At 65.4% G+C, this 15,486-nt stretch carries 13 protein-coding genes; 2 read left to right on the forward strand and 11 right to left on the reverse strand.

Going from position 1 to position 15,486, the window contains the following annotated elements; all coding sequences use genetic code 11:
- Positions 1 to 261: 261 nt before the first annotated feature.
- From AC3WTE_RS22890 to AC3WTE_RS22910, 5 genes are all read right to left on the reverse strand, one after another.
- A complete protein-coding gene (locus AC3WTE_RS22890) occupies positions 262 to 648 on the reverse strand; it encodes an Imm61 family immunity protein (protein WP_492441182.1) in 387 nt (128 codons plus the stop codon).
- Between the two features lie 22 nt (positions 649 to 670).
- Complete coding sequence (locus AC3WTE_RS22895; RefSeq protein WP_492441184.1) at positions 671 to 1,234, reverse strand: hypothetical protein; 564 nt, start codon at positions 1,232 to 1,234, stop codon at positions 671 to 673.
- Between the two features lie 15 nt (positions 1,235 to 1,249).
- Positions 1,250 to 3,403, reverse strand: coding sequence for a TNT domain-containing protein (locus AC3WTE_RS22900; protein WP_492441186.1), 2,154 nt, complete (start codon positions 3,401 to 3,403; stop codon positions 1,250 to 1,252).
- Between the two features lie 252 nt (positions 3,404 to 3,655).
- Positions 3,656 to 3,943, reverse strand: a complete 288-nt coding sequence (locus tag AC3WTE_RS22905) for a WXG100 family type VII secretion target (RefSeq protein ID WP_020102348.1) — start codon at positions 3,941 to 3,943, stop codon at positions 3,656 to 3,658.
- A complete protein-coding gene (locus tag AC3WTE_RS22910) occupies positions 3,943 to 4,245 on the reverse strand; it encodes a WXG100 family type VII secretion target (protein ID WP_492441188.1) in 303 nt (100 codons plus the stop codon). Before AC3WTE_RS22910 ends, AC3WTE_RS22905 begins: the two co-directional genes overlap by 1 nt.
- 274 nt (positions 4,246 to 4,519) lie before the next feature.
- On the opposite strand from AC3WTE_RS22910, the gene AC3WTE_RS22915 reads away from it, so the two are divergent.
- The gene (locus AC3WTE_RS22915) at positions 4,520 to 5,476 is read left to right on the forward strand and encodes a mechanosensitive ion channel family protein (RefSeq protein WP_492441189.1); all 957 of its coding nucleotides are present in this window, start codon (positions 4,520 to 4,522) and stop codon (positions 5,474 to 5,476) included.
- 38 nt (positions 5,477 to 5,514) lie between these two features.
- On the opposite strand, the gene AC3WTE_RS22920 is transcribed toward AC3WTE_RS22915, so the two are convergent.
- Positions 5,515 to 5,934: a GreA/GreB family elongation factor gene (locus AC3WTE_RS22920; protein WP_492441191.1), complete on the reverse strand. Its 420-nt coding sequence runs from the start codon at positions 5,932 to 5,934 to the stop codon at positions 5,515 to 5,517.
- 148 nt (positions 5,935 to 6,082) lie between these two features.
- Here AC3WTE_RS22920 and AC3WTE_RS22925 point away from each other — a divergent pair, with 148 nt between their 5' ends.
- Positions 6,083 to 7,243, forward strand: a complete 1,161-nt coding sequence (locus AC3WTE_RS22925) for a hypothetical protein (RefSeq protein WP_492441192.1) — start codon at positions 6,083 to 6,085, stop codon at positions 7,241 to 7,243.
- 149 nt (positions 7,244 to 7,392) lie between these two features.
- Here the strand turns inward: AC3WTE_RS22925 and AC3WTE_RS22930 are convergent, their stop codons facing one another.
- From AC3WTE_RS22930 to AC3WTE_RS22950, 5 genes are all read right to left on the reverse strand, one after another.
- Positions 7,393 to 9,384, reverse strand: coding sequence for an OPT family oligopeptide transporter (locus AC3WTE_RS22930; protein WP_492441194.1), 1,992 nt, complete (start codon positions 9,382 to 9,384; stop codon positions 7,393 to 7,395).
- 83 nt (positions 9,385 to 9,467) lie between these two features.
- Entirely contained in the window at positions 9,468 to 11,096 is a 1,629-nt protein-coding gene (locus tag AC3WTE_RS22935; protein WP_492441196.1) for a peptide chain release factor 3, read from the reverse strand.
- 68 nt (positions 11,097 to 11,164) lie between these two features.
- Positions 11,165 to 12,973 (reverse strand): sulfatase-like hydrolase/transferase, encoded by a 1,809-nt coding sequence (locus tag AC3WTE_RS22940; RefSeq protein ID WP_492441198.1) that lies wholly within the window; start codon positions 12,971 to 12,973, stop codon positions 11,165 to 11,167.
- Positions 12,974 to 13,049: 76 nt separating this feature from the next.
- Positions 13,050 to 13,466, reverse strand: coding sequence for a low affinity iron permease family protein (locus AC3WTE_RS22945; RefSeq protein ID WP_492441200.1), 417 nt, complete (start codon positions 13,464 to 13,466; stop codon positions 13,050 to 13,052).
- Between the two features lie 121 nt (positions 13,467 to 13,587).
- Positions 13,588 to 15,411: a fatty acyl-AMP ligase gene (locus AC3WTE_RS22950; protein ID WP_492441202.1), complete on the reverse strand. Its 1,824-nt coding sequence runs from the start codon at positions 15,409 to 15,411 to the stop codon at positions 13,588 to 13,590.
- Positions 15,412 to 15,486: the final 75 nt, after the last annotated feature.

Genomic DNA, 15,486 nt, shown 5'->3' on the forward strand with positions numbered 1-15,486 from the left:
TCACGACGCCACGCCGAAGCCCGGGTGGGTCCCGAATCAGACCGTCACACTGGTCCCGAATCAGACTGTCACCGCCAGACCAGCACCGCCGGCACTTTCGTTGGCCTCGGCGGCATCGTGAACTACGGTGAGCATGGGCGTACCTTCCCGAACCAGCGCGCCAACGCCGGCTCATGATCGGACCTTCGGATATTCAGATCATCCTCGGGAAGGTGCGCCCACTTTCACGCCCCCACACCGAGGCTCATCCACAGGTTCTGATCATTGCTCGTCGGTCGCATCGACTAGCGAGTATCGGTCGACTCCTTCGAACTCTTGCACCGATATGTGATAGCCATTGGTCAGTTCTTTGGCTGCTACGGGCGTTGCCAAGATTGGCAACGCCCTGACGCTTCTATAGGTGTCCCCAAACCAACCGAATAAGAATCGCTCGACGACGGCAGGGGACGCGCCTGCGAACTCCAATTCTTCGGGTCCAAGCCTGTCCGAGCAGGTGACCTGCGTCCATCCGTCTGTCCTGTCACGGACAAAATATCGAACTTCGCCGCCTAGGTTCCAGAAAATGTCAGCGCCGCTATCTTCGGCGTTTCTCGTCAACGAAAATTTGGCAAGATTCGCCCATTCTTCCAGTTCTTGCGAAATAGACATCAGTGCCGTTAGTCGGTGTCGTCTACAGGCGAGAAAGGACAGATTCGGGCATGCCAGCGAGCAACTGGGCATCCAGCTCGGCGTATGTCAAAGGCAGCAAGCGGTTCACGGGTTGAACGCCGCCGGCGCGCAAGATGAAGTAGCGGCTTGGATCTGACTTCAGTGCGTACTTAGACACGAACTTTTCAAGCGAAGTCTGTTGGACACGCGGGTCCAGTCCGGCATCCTCCCACGCCCACATTATCGGGTCCAGTCGACATGACATTCGGAGTGATTCGCCCACATTCCAAATGACATACTTCCCAGCATCTTCGGCATCGGTGAAGAATCCAGACAGGCTCTCAAGCGGTTCGTTTCGGCGCTCGGTGGTTGCGGTGAGGACGTTATATCCACCGTCGGTCGGCTCAACGATGTATGACGTCCAATCCGGGTACGGATATCCCCGTCGAAGATGTAGACGACCCGACTCCCACACGGGTGCATCGGGTGCAGGTTGGTCGGCGTACGCGTAGATGTCCCGCCATTTGTTGTACTGATTGATCAGCTCTTCCAGTCGCGAATCGGAGCTTGATTCAGTTCCTGTCATGTTCACCCTCGTGGTCTATTCCCCTGTTGTTTCTCGAATCAGACGCCATAGTTTCAGCTCTTCGACTGAAACCGGTCTGCCGGTGTCCAAGTTGATCACTGCCCATTGCTCGGCCCCGCCGGGCTGACCGAAGGCTGCCTTGGCGGGTCCGTATTCCACCCTCCAATTGAGGCCATCAGGTATCGGCCGGCCGGTTCCGACAAACGTGTGATAGTCATTGGCGACTCCAGGCGGCATCGAACGGGTGGAGAGCGGTGCTCCTTCATCTCCCATGAACCCGCCTCCGTTCGATCCCAGCCTATCGAGTTGATGCCCGGCAGGAATGTGGTCCGAGACCGAAGGCGGCCCATCGAACCCGTTGTTGGGAGCTTGCCCGTCCCAATCCCATTGGAGGCGGCCCTTGGCGTCGACTGTAGTGAACTCGCGCTTGAACTCCTCTTCAGTCCGGCCCGCTAGCGGGTCGTATCCGTCGGTGACGCTGGGCGGGACACCGCCTTCGTGAAGTCGGGCGATGTCGTCAGCGGGGTTCCTCACGTGCTCAAAAGCGCTGTCGGGAGGGAAGCCGTAGTCGTGACCAGCAACGGGAGGTGGAGGAGTTGAGGGCGGCGGGTTGTGACCGGGCTCAGGCGACGATGGGTGATTCTCGACCGGGCCATCTCCGGCGTGGGGGGATTCCGATGGAGCACCGGTGTGGTGTTCGCTTGGGCTGCTGTGATTGACCGGGCCGTGTTCAACGGGTGCTGGAGTGTGCGGCTCGGCCGGCCCCGCGGGCGGAGTGTGCGGCGCGGGCGCCTCGTGTGTCGGCCCCTGGGAGGGCGCAGGCTCGGGCTTGGGCGTCGGCACTGCCTCGGGCTTAGGCGCTGCTGGCGGAGGCTCCACCGGGGCCTTCCCCGCAGCGCTCGGCCCAGGCGCCGCCTCGGGTACGCCAACCTTGTCGAGGTTCTTGGTGATGTTTCCGGCCTTAGTGGCTACCTCTTCGGTGCCCGCTGCCGCGGCACCACCGCGCGACGCGACTGCACCTGTGTCCCGTGCGACGGTGCCACCCACCCGCGTCTCCGCTTCGGCGCCGGCCGCTCCTACGCGCGCCGCCCCGCCCGCGGCGTCGGCCGCCGGTGCCGCCTCACCTACGCCGGGGATGATGAGTGACCCGGCTTGTGCTGCGTTGTAAGCGAGTCCGCGTAATGGGTGACCGTTCTTAAAATCCTCGACGTCGAACATCGACTTGCCGAGATTCGTCAAGTCGTTGCGGATGCCAGGAGTCACCAGCGCCAACGGAGCGGTGAAGGGGTCGCCGACCAGCACCGCTTCGCCTAGCGTCTTGGCGGTTCCCAGCCACGCTTTGCCTGCGCCTTCCGGGTCGTACAGGAAGCGGGTCGGATCAAGCTGTTCGAGCCCTTCGGCAGTCTGCGCGACGAACTTGAAGCCGCCTTCAAGTGGATCAACCAGCGCAGTGAAGTTCATGGATAGCGCGCCGCCGACCTCTGGGCCAAACACCGCGACAAATTCCTTGTTCGCCCACGCCTCGAGCTTGTTGGTCAACCCGTCGAGATCGTTGATGCCTTGGCTGACAACCTGATCCATGGCGTTGGCTTCACGCTTCATGTTGTTCAGGACGGTGTCGATGTCGTGGGCGATCTGCTTGATCTTCTCGATGGGATTGTGACCCTCGAACATGCCGCCGATGGTGCTGAGAATGCCGCTCGGACTCAACTGGTGGAGCAGGTCGCGGATGGCGTTCTGCGCGTTCTCGACGGTATTTGCGAATGAATCGATCTGGCCGGCCAGCGCTTGTGCCTGTTTGTCGATACCGGTCAAGCCGCCGCCGATGTCATTGGCGGCCTTTTGCATCTGCGGCGCTTCCGGAATCTGAAACCCACCCAAAGTTGTTCCCGCCGCGGTCATTGCGCCAGAACCACCGCTGACCGAGGAGCCGAAGGTCCGCCATGCGGCGGCAGTCGCGCGCATCTGTGCGGGATCGCCGTCCGGCCACACGCCGCCGACGAAGGCCTCGACAATGCTCCAGCCGATCGGGGCGGCGATGGCACCGCCGTACACCGACGGCACCGCCGGTGCCGAGAAGGTTCCGGGATCGCCCGGTTTCGACACGGGCGACTCACCGCCCCCAACCGTGGAGTGCGCGTTCGCGATTCCGTAGTTGTAGGCCGACATCTGGATGCCTTGCTCCGTGCGCCGTGACGCGTTGACGGCCGACGCCGCCGAGTGCAACAGTGCGTTCGCCGCATTGGTGTAGCTGCGGGAGAAGACAAACGCGGCCGCATCATGGCCGAAGCCGGACTCGTGCCCGGACAGCGCGGCCGACAGCGTCGATATGGCGCTGGTGACGGCGTTGGACTCAGCGCCGACCGACGCACCGGCTGAATTGAGCGCCGTCGGGTCGACCGTGATCGGGCCGGTCACAGCTCAGGACCACATCTGGTGGTTCTTGCTCGCAGCGGACGAGTAGTTCTCGTGAGCGCCCTCCGCGATCTGGCGGAGCCGTGCCAGCGCCTCCCTCATCTCCCGGGCGCCCTCGTTCCACTGCGCCTGCGCCGACCGCTCCGCTTCGCCGGCGTCGCCGTACCAACTGGAACCCAGCCGGGCGACCGACCCGGCTGCCTGTGCCAGGTGCGCTTCCAGGTCGGAATCGAACGCCGTCATCCGGTCGATGACCGCCGCCAGTGCCGCGGGGTTGACGCTGAACTCGCTCATCAGAGGCCCGATCCTGCGATGTGGGCGCCACCGGCGGCGTCGGTGCTCGTGTACCGCGCTGCCGCGTCGTTGAGCAGCGCCGACATGCGGCTCAGGCCGGCCACTACCTGGGACGCGCCTTCGTGCCATTCCTTCCACACGTCGCCGTACGCCGAGGCTGCGGATCCTGTCCATCCGGTGCCCATGAGCCCGGACACGTCGTTGTCCAACGACGTGATACCGGTCCGGAGTCCGTCGGCGACAGTCGCCAGTTCGTGTGACACCGCCACCAACTCCGACGGTTCGACCTGTAACTCGGCCATGCGATACCCCCAACGCGATTGGCTGACGGTTGGAGCTTACCGAGGCCCCCGGAGGGTCGCTGACGCGAATTTCGTTGTCGCTCACAGGATTTATACAGGATTCTGTCAGATTTCTGACAGAAGCGGCCCGCTAAAAGCGCCGTCACTGTGAGCCAGGCTACGACCAGCGTCGCCAACCGACTGGATCTCGCGACCCGACAAAGATGCTGATCCCGGCTGCGACTCGGAATCGCCGTGGCCAGCGAGTTCGACCGCCTCTCGTAGGGTCGAAACCGTGCATGTCTACCAACTGGCTTTCGAATGGACGGAAACGAACCGACACTGGCTGGTCGAGGTGCCGATCCGGATCGTGGCTTACGGCGTCATCGCCCTCATCGCCCGGTTGGCCCTGCACAGCGTGATCGACCGCGCCACAACCGGCCGGGCCGGCAAGACCGTGGCCGCTGACGAGGAGTCGCAGGCCAACCGCCCGCCGCTGCTGCGCTACCTACGCGACCGCACAGCCTCGTCGAACGCCCGCAAGGCCGCCGAACGGCGCCGCCAGCGCGCCCAAACCATCGGCTCGGTGCTCAAGTCGACGGTCTCGATCCTGCTGCTCATCTGGCTGGTCCTCGCCATCCTGAGCGTCCTGGGCGTGAACATCGCGCCGTTCATCGCCTCAGCTGGGGTGGTCGGCCTCGCGATTGGCTTCGGCGCGCAGAACCTGGTGCGCGACTTCGTCAGCGGCATCTTCATGTTGCTCGAGGATCAGTACGGCGTCGGCGACAACGTGGACCTCGGCGACGTGACCGGCGAGGTGCAGACCGTCGGCCTGCGCATCACCACGGTGCGCGACGGCGACGGCACCCTCTGGTACGTCCGCAACGGCGAGATCAAGCGCGTCGGCAACATGAGCCAGGACTACGCTGTTGCGCACGTTGAGGTTCCGGTCGCGCTGACCGCGGATCTCGACCGGGCCGAGCAGGTGGCCCTCGAGGCGGCCGAGTCCGCCATCACCGATCCGGCGATCTCCGATAACGTCCTGGGAGACCCGGAAATGCTTGGCATCCAGGAACTCTCGCCCGACCTGCTCACCCTGCGGATGACCATCAAAACCAAGCCGAACACCCAAGGTGCGGTGCAGCGCCGGCTTCGCCGCGAGATTCTGCGTGCCTACGACGAACACGACATCGCGCTGCCGTACCCGCAGGGGCGTTTCCACGCCGTGGTGGGTGGCCGGGCCGCGGAGTAGTGCCGTGGGCTCCCCGAACATCATTGGTCGGGGAGCGGTCAGCGCCCGGCTGTCTCCTGCGGATTCACGCTGTCGACGGCCAGGACCGTGATCGCCATGCTTCGCCCGGATTCTGTCACGTATCTCCGAGTTTCGCCGACGTGAGTGGCGACGAGCGCCTTTCCTAGCGGGCACTCCACGGAGCAGGTGTCGCCCAGCGGCTTGGCGTCGGCGGGCAGGACGAGCTGGAAGACGTCGGTGTCGTCCGGGTCGCCGTTGAACGACACGGTGACCCATGCGCCCGGTACGGCCTGACCGTCGAGGATCAGCTCGTCGCGGGCATCGATTGTGTTGGTGGATGAGGTTTCTCGCGGGTGCCGGTCGGCGATGACGGCACCGTGTTGTTCAGCGGCATTCGATGACACCGGGTGTGGGGGCGAAACCCTTGACGCGGTGTTCGGGTGAATTACAGCGTCCACAATTGTCACTATCCGCCGCGATGCGGGCGGTGGCTGACGCACGCGGGCTTGTTTGCCGTGATGTCATGTGATGTACGTCCGCGTGTCAGCGGGAGGGCGAACAACGGCTGCGGCGGACTTGTCGTAGCCCGGGCGTAGCGTCCGCGACATGACCGACAAACGACGTTTACGGAGCCTCAAACAGGCTCGACGCGATGTGCGGCGAGCAAAGAAGCGCAACGCCGGCGGCGCGGCCGCCAGACGGGCCACGGAGTTCATACGGCGCGCCATGTCCTGTGGCCATCCGCTCGGCCTACTCCGGTTGGCCAGCGATTTAATTCACCTGTCGAAGCCCGACAAGCTGGCGTTTCTCAAATCCGAACGCCGCGATCCCTTGCCTCTGGATCAAACTCTGAATGCCTTGATCGGTGTGAGGAATCGGGAGACGACGGCGGTGATCGCGGTGATCGCGGAGCTGCTCCTTGACGAGCCCGAACTGCAGCTGCGATGCAGGGAGGAGTTGGCAGAGCGCCGCGAGCGTCTGCCGCGATGGATTGCCGAGCTATCCCGGATTGACGTCTACCGTGCGGTCCGCAGAACCGACGTGTTCGGAGATGCCGACGAACTCTTCCTTGGTGCGCGACTCGATGGTGGGCATGAGCTGACCATCGTGGTGTTGATTGACCACAACAGATTCGGGGGAATTGTCGCCGCGGCCGCGGCTCCAGGTCCGATCGATGAGGCTGTCGCGTTGATGGCCGAATCCGATGACGAGCTCGAGGTGGTCGCGATGTCGTCGGCTGACGCCCGAAGGTGGATTGAAGATGCGTTCGCCAGACCGACGTTCGCATACGAAGGCTATGATTGGCCGCTCTACGAACCTTTGGTTCGGTGGCTGGTAGGCCAGCTGCCCGAAGGCGGTGAACATCGGCCCCCTGCTATGGATTGGCAAGTTGCCGAACAGCTTTGTGATGCCTTCATTGCCAGCAGCTTGTCTGGTCCGTTCGCAGGACCCGTGTATCGGGATCAACTGCTCGAACTTTTCGAGACTGGCACAGAGGACCCGCTGCGGTGGAGTGAAAAACGCGTCCGAGACGTAATGCGCAACCCGGCTTACTTTTACGACGACGGCGATGACATTCCGTTGGAGGTCGCGCTGAATGTGCCCGACCTGCTACGTGCGTTCATCCCATATGCGCACGCGCAGAGTGCGATTGGCGACGACCTGACTTCGCGAACTCTTGCCGTCATCGACGAGTTGCGGCCGAGCTACAGGCGCGAACTTCTGAGCGAGGCGCGAGAGTTTTGGGGATACGACGAGGCCGGCTAGAAATCGTTCCTCTCCTGCGGCACACACGATTTGGAGCCGTCAAGGATCCTTGACGGCTCCAAATCGAACATGTCAGGAGAGGCGGCCCGTCGCCGCAGCGTGCGCAGGCACCACGAAATCACCGGCGCGCGGACGGAACGCTCAAGCAATCAGTGCTCAGCATCCATGACCGGCTCACTCCCCGCAATCGTCTGCGTCCGCTTGTACATCCACCCGAGCACCGCCGCGAAGGCCACGACGCCGATCAGTTCAGGAACAGACCCGCCGAAACCAGAGAACAGTGCGAACGGCTCGTCGGAGCCAGTCCCGGCCACGAAACCTGCGAACACCACGCCGTAGAGACTCTCGCCGACGATCATGCCCGTCGCCAGCAGCACACCGATCCGCTTCTTGCGCTCGACATCGCCGCCCGTCCGGTCAGCCCAGCGGTTGTAGAACCAGCCCAGCAGCCCGCCCAACGGGATGATCAGCGTCAGGCTCATCGGCAGATACATACCCATTCCGACGGCCAGCGGCGGCAGGGCGAATCGCGAGGTGCGGGTGAGGATTTCGTCGGCGGCAATCGCCGCCACCCCGATCACCGCACCGAGGCCGATCAGTCCCCAATCGAGCGACCCGCCGAAAACGCCCTTGGCCAACGACGAAATCAGTGCGGCCTGCGGAGCGGCCAGGGCATGGTCGCCGGCCCCGGGAGCGCCCAGGAACCCAAACGCCCGCTGCATCAAGTTCAGCACCGGCGGAATGATCGCCGATCCGAACGCCACGCCAATCACCAACGCCACCTGCTGTTTCCAAGGCGTCGCCCCGACCAGTTGGCCGGTCTTGAGGTCCTGCAGGTTGTCGTTGGAGATGGTCGCGACGCCGAACGTGATGGCCGCCGCGAACAGCGTGAACGCCACGAGTGCGGTGGACTGGCCGGCGTCGGCACGCCCGAACACCACCTTGAGCAGCACTGCCGCGATGAGTACCGTCAGGATGCCGACGCCGGAGATCGGACTGTTCGACGAACCGATCAGGCCAGCCATGTACCCGCACACCGACGCGATGACGAGGCCGATGACGAAGATGAACACCAGGCTGGCTGCGATGATTCCGGCCGAATGGCCTTGCAGCACAGTGCCGCGGCTGAAATCCCACAGCAGCAGTGCGATGGGCAGCAGCATCACCACAACGGTGCCGACGACCATGGGGAAGGGGATGTCGCGCTCGGTGAGGTCGACGACCTGGCCCTGCCGCCGGTCACGCGCTGACGCCAGTGCGTCCGTCATGCCTTTGATGATGGGGCGCAGAATCTTGAGCAGCGTCCAGATCGCCGCGACGGCAATGGCTCCGGCGCCGACGAACCGCACCTCGTGCACGAAGATGCCGTCGATGATGTCGCCGATCGGTTCATTGCCCGTGAGAGCGCCGTTGGTGCGGATCGGCAGCAGTACCCCGAACGAGATGACGAGCCCGACCAGCATCGCGATACCGACGGTCATGCCGATCAGGTGCCCGACGCCGATCATCGCCATCGAGAGCCCCGCGCTGAACATCGTCCCGCCCGCACCGATACGGGTATATGCGGTAACCGAATTGGCGAGCACCTTGAGATTCGCCAGCAACCCGAAGGCCGCCGAGACCACCGACCCGAATGTGATCACCTTCAGCCCGGTGCGGTTGGCCTCCACTCCTTCGGTGCCGTCACCGACCTTGAGCACCTCGGCCGCAGCGACGCCTTCGGGGTAGGGGAGTTCCGTTCCGGTGACGAGCGCGCGACGCAGGGGGATGGAGTACATGACGCCGAGCGTGCCGCCGACCGCGCAGACGGCGACGGTGGTCCAGTAAGGGAAGCCGGTCCACCAGCCGATCATGATCAACCCGGGCAGCACGAAGATGATCGCCGACAGCGTGCCCGCCGCCGACGCCACCGTCTGCACGATGTTGTTCTCGACGATCGAGTGGTTGGCGAAGCTGCGCAGCACGGCCATCGAGATCACGGCGGCCGGGATGGCCGTGGCGAACGTCAGGCCGACCTTGAGCCCGAGATAGACGTTGGCAGCGGTGAACACCAGCGTGATGGCGCCACCGAGCAGGATGCCGCGGACGGTCAGTTCACGCAGGGTTGGAGTGGCGGGGGTTTCTGGAGCGGCAGTGGCCAACTCGTCGTCAACTCTCTGGCGGGTGCTCTACACCGTAAGCGCTGAGCGCCAAGGTGCGCGCACCTTCGAGGAGGACGTGCCGACTAGCTTTCGGCCGCAGCCACCAACGACCGCAGCTTGATCGACGGGTTGTCCCGCTGGAACCCCTCGAGGCGCCATGGCGTCGAGAACAGCACCAGGTGCACCCCGTCAGTGCGGGTCAGCACCTCACAGGACACCTGCTTGTTCATGAATTCCACGTCTTCCGCGGAGACGACCCGCGCCACCTGATACGGCAACGATTCCAGCGTGATGGCCGCGCCGATCTCGGTGGCCATCCGGTGCGCGGCAACCTCGAACTGCATGGGGCCGACGGCCGCGAACACCGGTGCCTGCTCACCACGCTTGTCCGAGCGCAGCACCTGGACGACGCCCTCCTGGTCCAGCTGCTCGATGCCCTTACGGAACTGCTTGTGCTTGCTCGGATCCTTGCCGCGGACCACGGAGAAGTACTCGGGGGAGAAGCTCGGAATCGGCGGAAACTCCACGGGCACATCGCGATACAGCGTGTCACCGGGGCGCAGCGCCGCGGCGTTGGCCAGGCCGATCACGTCGCCGGGCCACGCGTCGTCCAGTGTCGAGCGCTGCTGCCCGAACACCGACTGCGCGTACTTGGTCACGAATGGCTTGCCGGTCCCGGCGTGCGTCAGCACATCACCGCGCTCGAACGTGCCCGAGCACACCCGCGCGTAGGCGATCCGGTCGCGGTGCGAGCTGTCCATGCCGGCCTGAACCTTGAACACGAACGCGCTGAACGGCGAATCCACCGGGCGCGGCTGGCCGGTGACGTCGACGATCGCGCCGGGCGAGGGCGCCAGGTCGACCAGCACGTCGAGCAGCTGGTTTACACCGAAGTTCAGCGCTGCCGAGGTGAACAGCACCGGCGACGACTCGCCGGACAAGAAAGTCTCGCGGTCGTAGTCCGAGCCGTCCATCGACAGCAGTTCGGACTCTTCGACGGCGGTGTCCCAGTCACCCTCGGCGGCGTCGTGCGCCTTGTCGGCGGGGATGTGTTCCTCGGGCGCGGCGGTGGCGCCACCGGCGGTGCGGGTGAAGCGGATGTAGTGGCCCTTGCGGCGGTCCATCACGCCCTTGAAGTCGCCGGCGATGCCGACCGGCCAGGTCAGCGGCGTCGTCCGCAGCCCGATGCGCTCGTGGATCTCATCCATCAGCTCCAGCGCGTGCCGGCCCGGGCGGTCCCATTTGTTGATCACCGTGATGATCGGGATGCCGCGGTGCTTACACACCTGGAACAGCTTCAAGGTCTGCGGCTCAAGGCCTTTCGCGGCATCGATGAGCATCACGGCGCAGTCGACGGCCGTCAGCACCCGGTAGGTGTCCTCCGAGAAGTCGGCGTGGCCGGGGGTGTCCAGCAGGTTGATGACGCAGTCGCGGTACGGGAACTGCAGCGCCGTCGACGTGATCGAGATGCCGCGGGCCTTCTCCATCTCCATCCAGTCCGACACCGTGGACTTGCGGCCCGCCTTGCCGTGGATCGCACCCGCCTCGGTGATCACCCGTGCGTGCAGCGCCAGCGCCTCGGTCAGCGTCGATTTACCGGCGTCAGGGTGGCTGATGACGGCAAACGTGCGGCGACGGGCGGCTTCGGTGGCGACCCGGCTGGTCGAGCCGGTAGCTGGGGCGGAACTGGTGGCGGGGGCGGTGTCGGTCATGGCACCAGACATGCTATGGGCCGACCAGGTAAAACCTGTAATCGCGAGGGCGTGACCAGCAGGTTTGGCTACGGGCGGAACCGGCACAGCAGCCGGCGGACGGCGCTGCCGGGCTCCGGCGACCGCCGGCTGACGTACGGCCACGGCTCGTTGCGCTCCGGGACGGACGCGGTCCGGACCAGTTTGAGCTGCGTCCGCAGATGCCGGCGCAGCTCGTGCAGGCTGGGATCGGCCCAGCGGTTGGACGCTTCGATGGGGTCGGCGGTCAGGTCGTAGAGCTCCCACTGGTCGTCGAGCGGGTCGGTGCGGTAGGTGTCGCCGCCGCGGCTGTTCGCTGCCAAATGGCGCACGCCCGGTTCGGTCCACGTCGCCGGATCGTCGAAGGTGCGCACCAGCTTCCACAGGTGGCCGGCGCCGCCGGCGGCCTCTGCGTTGGTGACGCGCGAGACCAGTCCCTCGAAGTTGGCGGCGACGTTCGCGGGTACCTTGATCCGCAGCAGCGCAGGCGGATTCGTGTTGGCGCCGATGGCCTGCGCCGCGCCCGACGCCCCGGTGTCGCCCTCGAGGATGTTGTCACGCGTCATGATGTAGATCGGCCGATCCTTCTCGGCCGGAGCACCATTCACCACCGGCATGAGGTCGCGGCCGGGTAGGGGATGTACTTCGGTGAACGAGGCGGCGAGCGTCTCGGACGTGGCGTCGACGTCGACCCCGGCGGCGCCGAGCAAGGTCGGGACCAGGTCGACGTGGGAGGTCGGGGCGTCGATTTCGCGGGCCGTGGTCGCGTCTGCGCCGATCCGGGCGATGACGAACGGGACGCGCGTCGCCTCGTCGTACAGGTTGAACCACTTCTGGTGCAGCCCGCCGTGCGCGCCGAGCAGGTCGCCGTGATCGGAAGTCCTTACCAGCAAGGCATTTTCGGAGCCGTTCTCGGTGACGGCCCGGCGGACCCGGTCCAGCGGACCGTCGACTTCGGCATGTAGCCGGTAGTAGAGGTCGCGGTACTGCTGCGCGTTGCGGCGGTAGGTGCGTTCGATCACCGCGGCCGGGCCGTAACCGGAGTAGTAGGCCTCGCGGAAGGCAGCCTGCGCGGCCGGCTTGTCGCTCAGGTCCTCGGTGGCCGTGGGCGCCGCGGGGACGTGCGGCGGTTCGAGCACGGGGTAGTCGAGCAGCGGGCTGCGGCGGACCCACGCCGGGAACAGCACGATGTCATGGGGATTGACGAAGCTGGCCACCAGCAGGAACGGCCGCAACGCGTCGGCGTCGCCGGCGCGCCGCCGTGCGTAGCGGTCTTCGAGCCAGGCGACGACGCGTTCGGCGACCAACGGATCCCGGCGAAAACCACTGTTGGACATGGCCGCTCCGTGCGGCTCCGGTCCGACCCAGCCGGAGAAGCCGTACGGTCCCAGCGGATCGGCATCGAGATACGCCTGTACCGCCGCGGAGTCGACGACGCCGTCGGCGTCATTGGTGGCCAGCGGCTTGCCGGTCTTGGGGTCCTCGAGGTCGGCGTGCGAGATGTGCCACTTGCCGTCGTAGTGGGTGTCGTAGCCGGCGGCGCGCAACCAGTTGCCCAGCGTCGGCACCTCGCCCTGGCGCAGCCAGCGCAGCCGCGAGTCGTCGTACCGCTTACCGAGACCGTCGGTCTGCGTGACGCCGTGCAGATCCGGGTATTGACCGGTGAACAACGTCGGCCGGCTCGGGGCGCACGCCAGCGAGCCGGTGTAGTGCCGGGTGAAACGGACGCCGTGTTCGTCGAACCAGCGTCTCCCGGTCAGGGTGCGTTGCCGCCAGGCGAGGACGTCGTCGGACTCGTACGGCGGGACCGCACGTTCCTCGTCGGTCATCAAAATGACGATGTCGGGGCGCTGGTCCACAGCGCCATGAAACACCAACGAACGCGGCTGCGCAGTGAAACTGCAGACAACCTCTGCGGCCGGGTTTTTTCCTGAATTAGCTGGTGCTTTCGTGCTCCTCGAGCCCCACCGCCGCCAGCAATTCTTTCCGGTCCTTCTCGAGTTTGCCGGAGGCGTCAATTTCGCGCATCAGGTCGGCCAGACCATCCGCGATGGCGTTGAGTTTCTGCTGTAGGGCGTCGGTCGAGCGGGTCTCGGTGTTCTGCAGGAGCGCCACGAGCAGGAACGTGATGATGGTGGTCAGCGTGTTGATGATCAGCTGCCAGGTATCGAAGTTCACGAAGAGGAACGTCGGTGCCCAGATCACCACGATGGCAACACAGGCGGCAAAGAACCACGCCTTGGAAGCCCACTTCGACACCTGTGTCGCGAACCGGTCGAAGAACGGCACTTCTTGGGTTACATCACTGGGCAACTCCGCACCGTGATTCGCGGCGTTGGCGGTATCGGTCATGGCGGCCTCCCGGGAACAGAGCTGAGGCGGTAGCCATACCCGGCAAACGGTGCGCCGAAACCGAACACTGCGTCCGGACAGCCCAAAACGGTAGTGCCGCTGGGGAGGCGGCGAGCAATACCTAGTCGAACTGCCCGGCCAGGTACTCCGTCCGCGACGCATTGCGCGCCAGCTTGCCCGACGTGGTCCGCGGGATGCGCCCCGCCGCAACCAGCCGCACATCGGCGACGCGCACCTGGTGATGACGCGACACCGCGGCCCGCACGGCCTCGGCCACGGGCTCCAACGCCGCCCGGCCCGCACCTACCGCGCGCTCGGCCACCACGACCAGTTGTTCACCCGAATCGCCCGGAACAGCAAAGGCTGTCACGTACCCGGAGCGCACCGCCGGCGACGCACTGCTGACCGTCGCCTCGATGTCCTGCGGGTAGTGATTGCGACCGTCGACGATCACCAGGTCCTTGATCCGGCCGGTCACGAACAGCTCGCCGCCCACGTACACGCCGAGATCCCCTGTGGCCAACCACAATGCGTTGTCCTCGGCACCGTCGGCGTGGCTGACGGCCTGGCGAGTTTGCAGCTTGTTGCCGAACACCCGTTCCGACTCGTCCGGCCGGCCGAAGTAGCCCCGGCCGATGTTGTTGCCATGCAACCAAATTTCCCCGACCACGCCGTCGGGCGCTTCGTCGCCGTCGGGGGTCACGATGGCCACCCACTGGTCGGGGATGGCCCGCCCACACGACACCTGCGGTACCGCACCCTCGGCGTGCCGGCCCACGACGACGGCCCGGCCCGCCGCGAGCTGCGCGCGGTCCAGATATGTGGCGCACGGCTTTTCGTCGGCGGCGATGCTGGCCACCGACAGGGTGGCCTCGGCCATGCCGTACGACGGCTTGACCACCGTCTCGGGCAGCCCGTACGGCGTGAACGCTGCCATGAACTGCTCGATGGACGGCAGCGTCACCGGCTCGGACCCGTTCAGCAGGGTCACCACATTGCTCAGGTCGAGGGGCTCACCGGCCGGCGGCAGGCCGCGCTGCGCGCACAACTCGAACGCGAAATTGGGTGCCGCGGCAAAAGTCCGGCCGTGCGCGGCCTCGTCGGCCAGCCGCTTGATCCAGCGGTAGGGCCGCCGGACGAATGCCATCGGGTCCATGAGGCTGATCTGCCCGCCGCACAGTGCGGGGAACATGATCATGATCAGGCCCATGTCGTGGTACAGCGGCAGCCAGCTCACGCTGCGGATGTCGGTGTCCAGCCCGCCGGCCAGGATCATCTGAATGACGTTGGTGCACACGTTGCGGTGGGTGATCTCCACGCCGGCCGGGGTGCGCGTCGAGCCCGAGGTGTACTGCAGATAGGCGACGTCGTCGGTACGCGACCCCGGGTCGACGTGCATCTCGGCCAGGGTGCCGGGCACGGCGTCGACGGCGATGACGCGCGGGCGCTCGGCGGCGGGCAGCGTCTTGATGAACGTGCGGACCGCTTCGGCGGCGGCGGTGGTGGTGAGGACCGCGGACGGTTTGGCATCTGATAACACGGCCGCCAGGCGTTCGGTGTGGCCGGCGAGAGCCGGCGCGAACAGCGGGACGGCGATGTTGCCGGCGTGGACGGCGGCGAAGAACGCCGCGACGTAGTCGATGCCCTGCGGCGCGAGGATCGCGACGCGGTCGCGGGGGGAAGTGACCTGCTGCAGCCGGGCCGCGACGGCATTGACCTGAGTCCAGAGCCCGTTCCAGCTGAGTTCGATGATCTCGCCGTCGGGATTCTGCGAGTAGTCGATGAAGCGATACGACGGCTGATCACCCATCGCCGCGCGGTTGCGCTCCAGGAACGACGTCAGCGTGATGCCGTCAGGTATGACGATCTTGCCGTCCGGTTGAACGTATTGTTCCAGCGATTCCGCTGCCCCAATAATGCTGTGACTCAAGGCTTCCCGACCCATATGTCGACACTAGTAGCGGATCTAACTAACCGACGAGTCGGGCACTTATGAAAGTCGCCACTGCGGGAGCGGTGA

Source organism: Mycobacterium sp. FW102-FHT13B02 (genome assembly GCF_058790275.1).

Bases quoted from the DNA above. Each gene is read 5' to 3' on its own strand.
- AC3WTE_RS22890 (WP_492441182.1), bottom strand. From the start codon at position 648: ATGTCTATTTCGCAAGAACTGGAAGAATGGGCGAATCTTGCCAAATTT.
- AC3WTE_RS22895 (WP_492441184.1), bottom strand. From the start codon at position 1,234: ATGACAGGAACTGAATCAAGCTCCGATTCGCGACTGGAAGAGCTGATC.
- AC3WTE_RS22900 (WP_492441186.1), bottom strand. From the start codon at position 3,403: ATGTCGGCCTACAACTACGGAATCGCGAACGCGCACTCCACGGTTGGG.
- AC3WTE_RS22905 (WP_020102348.1), bottom strand. From the start codon at position 3,943: ATGAGCGAGTTCAGCGTCAACCCCGCGGCACTGGCGGCGGTCATCGAC.
- AC3WTE_RS22910 (WP_492441188.1), bottom strand. From the start codon at position 4,245: ATGGCCGAGTTACAGGTCGAACCGTCGGAGTTGGTGGCGGTGTCACAC.
- AC3WTE_RS22925 (WP_492441192.1), top strand. From the start codon at position 6,083: ATGACCGACAAACGACGTTTACGGAGCCTCAAACAGGCTCGACGCGAT.
- AC3WTE_RS22935 (WP_492441196.1), bottom strand. From the start codon at position 11,096: ATGACCGACACCGCCCCCGCCACCAGTTCCGCCCCAGCTACCGGCTCG.
- AC3WTE_RS22945 (WP_492441200.1), bottom strand. From the start codon at position 13,466: ATGACCGATACCGCCAACGCCGCGAATCACGGTGCGGAGTTGCCCAGT.
- AC3WTE_RS22950 (WP_492441202.1), bottom strand. From the start codon at position 15,411: ATGGGTCGGGAAGCCTTGAGTCACAGCATTATTGGGGCAGCGGAATCG.